The organism is Devosia sp. (genome assembly GCF_017307495.1).
Classification (GTDB): Bacteria; Pseudomonadota; Alphaproteobacteria; order Rhizobiales; family Devosiaceae; genus Devosia_A.
This window is the reverse complement of record NZ_JAFKHE010000035.1, coordinates 1-2974: the sequence shown is the minus strand read 5'-3', so window position 1 is coordinate 2974 and position 2974 is coordinate 1. Positions and strand designations below refer to the sequence as shown.

At 65.9% G+C, this 2974-nt stretch carries 3 protein-coding genes; all 3 read left to right on the top strand.

The window, feature by feature from the left end; genetic code table 11:
• The first annotated feature begins 93 nt into the window (after positions 1–93).
• The 3 genes from J0I99_RS20240 (at position 94) to J0I99_RS20230 (ending at position 2942) form a co-directional block, all read left to right on the top strand.
• Positions 94–990, top strand: a complete 897-nt coding sequence (locus tag J0I99_RS20240; protein ID WP_291399256.1) for a transposase — start codon at positions 94–96, stop codon at positions 988–990.
• Entirely contained in the window at positions 987–1340 is a 354-nt protein-coding gene (tnpB, locus tag J0I99_RS20235; RefSeq protein WP_149574310.1) for an IS66 family insertion sequence element accessory protein TnpB, read from the top strand. Before J0I99_RS20240 ends, tnpB begins: the two co-directional genes overlap by 4 nt.
• A 72-nt stretch (positions 1341–1412) precedes the next feature.
• The gene (locus tag J0I99_RS20230) at positions 1413–2942 is read left to right on the top strand and encodes an IS66 family transposase (RefSeq protein WP_291399255.1); all 1530 of its coding nucleotides are present in this window, start codon (positions 1413–1415) and stop codon (positions 2940–2942) included.
• Positions 2943–2974 lie beyond the last annotated feature (32 nt).

Here is a 2974-nt window from a genome sequence, read left to right as displayed (position 1 = left end):
TTCGGTCGTGGGTATCCGTCCGGTCTCTGCACAGTATTGGTGGGGTGCAAAATCGAGGCATGTCGGTTTCCTTCGAAGCATGGAGGATCTCCGATGAATTTGAGACATTTCGAGAACACGGCGCGTCAGTCCTGGTGGCGGGTTCACGTTGAGGCGTGGCGGGAGAGCGGTCTCGACCGCACGAACTATTGCCGCCAGCACGGACTCTGGAAGTGCACGTTCGATCGCTGGCTGAACTATCTGGCGGGCCAGGACGCGGCACGTAAGCATGCGGAATATCAAGCGGAACTGCGCCGGGAAAAGCGCCGTGAGGCGCAGGAGAAGCGCCAGAGAAAGCGCGCCCGGCTGCGGTTCAGCGTGAGCACGGACGCGCGCAACCGCGCCCTGCAGGCGTTCTGGGCGATGCATGTCGAGGCGATGAACTGGAGCGGCATGGGCGTGCGCGAGTACGCCGCCGCGATGCAGCTGTCGCCCACATCGCTGCGCAAATGGCGCGACCGGCTGGACGAGCTCGAGGACTCGATCGACTGGCGGGCGCATCTTCATCCCTCCGCCCGGCCGGTGGCTGGCACTAGTGCCAGAAAAATGCTCCCCGAAAGCCCGTTGACGGCACCGACGAATAGCGATCCGGAACCCGTTCCGCAGCCGGTCCGGCGCTTCTTCAGCGACGAGCAGAAGCGCACTATCGCGCTCGAGAGCGACCAGCCTGGCGTCAGCGTATCGAGCGTGGCGCGCAAGCACGGCATCGTCACCGGGCTGCTATTCCGCTGGCGGGTGCAGTTCGGCGTGGCGCAGAAGAAGCGCGCGAAGCTGGCGCCCGTCGTGCTGACCGACGGCACGCCGGCCGCTCGCCTGCTGCAGGATCTATTGCAGCCGCCCGACGGCATGATGGTGGTTGATCTCACTGACGGGCGGCGCGTCTTCGCCCCGATCGGCAGCGATCCGGCTGTGGTCCGAACGCAGGCCGGCTGTGGGGAGATCGCGCCATGATGATCGTTCCCGCTGGCGTGAAGGTGCATCTGGCGCTGGGCTACACCGACATGCGCAAGGGGATGGATGGGCTCGCCATGCTGGTACAGCAGACGCTGAAGCAGGACCCCTTCTCGGGCCATCTGTTCGCCTTCCGCGGCCGCAAGGCGACGATGCTCAAGATCCTGTTCTGGGACGGCAACGGACTGTGCCTGTTCACCAAGCGGATAGACCAGGGCGCCTTCGCGTGGCCGGTAATGACGGGTTATGACGGCTCGATCACGCTCACCCCGGCCCAGCTCGCCATGCTGATCGAGGGCATCGACTGGCGCGCGCCCGAGCGCGTCTGGAAGCCCGCTCTGGCGGGATGAAATGCCTCCGAAACGTAGCCGCTGCAACACTTTGATGCTTGGGTGACAGACCGTTTTGCAGTAGAATCGAACATGCGGCTCGATCTGGAAAACCTGCCTTCCGACATCAGCCTCCTGCACCAACTGGTGCGCGAGATTGCGGGCGTCGTCGAGAGCCGCGACGGCGAGATCGAGCGCCTCCAGTCGATCATCAAGAAGCTGCAGCGGGCGCAGTTCGGCCGTCGCTCCGAGCGTCTCGATCCCGACCAGCTGGCACTCGCTCTGGAGGATCTCGACGCGGATATTGCGCGCATCCGCGAGAGCCACCCGGCGGCTGCAAAGCTGCCGTCGGAACGCACGCCTCATCGCAAGCCGCTGCCCGATCATCTGCCCCGCGAGGACGTTCGTCTCGACATCGAGGATGCGGTTTGCGCGTGCTGCGGCGGCGCGCTTCATGCCATCGGCGAGAGCCAATCCGAGATGCTCGACTGGGTACCGGCGCAGCTTCGGGTGATTCGCATCACCCGGCCGAAATATGCCTGTCGAGTGTGCGAGACAGTGGTGCAGGCGCCGGCGCCCGAGCGTCTGATCGCCGGCGGTCCGGCAACGCCGGCGCTGATCGCGCAGGTCCTCGTCAGCAAATATTGCGATCACACGCCGCTGTATCGGCAGTCGCAGATCTTCGCTCGCCACGGCGTCGATCTGGCGCGTTCCACGCTGGCCGGTTGGGTCGGTGGCGCCTGCTGGTGGCTTGAGGCCTTGCACGACCGATTGTGCCGGAACGTGTTCGCTTCCGATCATCTGTTCGCCGATGACACGCCGGTTCCGGTGCTCGATCCCGGCCGTGGACGCACCAAGACTGGAAGGCTCTGGGTCTATGCCCGCGAGCAGCGCGGCTGGTCGGGACCAGAGCCGCCGGCAGCGGTCTATCTGTTCGCACCGGACCGCCGCGCCGAACGCCCGGCGGCGCATCTTCAACACTTCTCCGGTGTGCTGCACGTCGATGGCTATGCCGGCTTCGAGCCGCTGGCCCGCAAAGGCGACGTCATGCTCGCCGCCTGCTGGGCGCACGCCCGCCGCAAGTTCTATGATGTTGCTCAGGCCACCGGATCGCCGGTAGCCACCGAGGCGCTGCGCCGGATCGGCGAACTCTATGCCGTCGAGGCGCAGTTCCGCGGGCAGTCGCCGGCCCATCGGCTTGCGGCGCGTCGGCAGCACTCCCGCCCGCTTATCGCTGAGTTGTGCGCCTGGCTGGAAGCCCAGCTCGCGCAGGTCTCCGGACGCAGCTCGCTCGCCGAGGCGATCCGCTATGCGCTCTCCCGCTGGGAGGCCCTGACCCGGTTCCTGCACGACGGCCGCATCGAACTCGACACCAATCCGGTCGAGCGCGCGATCCGTCCCGTCGCCCTCGGGCGCAAGAACCATCTCTTCGCTGGCAGCGACGGTGGAGGCCATCGCTGGGCCGTTATCTGCTCGCTGATCGAGACCGCCAAGCTCAATGACGTCGAGCCCTACGCCTATATCGCCGACGTTCTCCAGCGCATGGCGGACGGTCACCCCGTCAACCGGCTCGACGAGCTCCTGCCATGGGCATGGAAAGCGGGAAATCCTGTCAATAGCTGACATCAGTGCAGCGCCCGGACGGATACGGTCGT

Excerpts from the sequence above, each read along its gene's own strand:
- J0I99_RS20240 (WP_291399256.1), top strand. The coding sequence starts at position 94 with ATGAATTTGAGACATTTCGAGAACACGGCGCGTCAGTCCTGGTGGCGG.
- J0I99_RS20230 (WP_291399255.1), top strand. The coding sequence starts at position 1,413 with ATGCGGCTCGATCTGGAAAACCTGCCTTCCGACATCAGCCTCCTGCAC.
- tnpB (WP_149574310.1), top strand. The coding sequence starts at position 987 with ATGATGATCGTTCCCGCTGGCGTGAAGGTGCATCTGGCGCTGGGCTAC.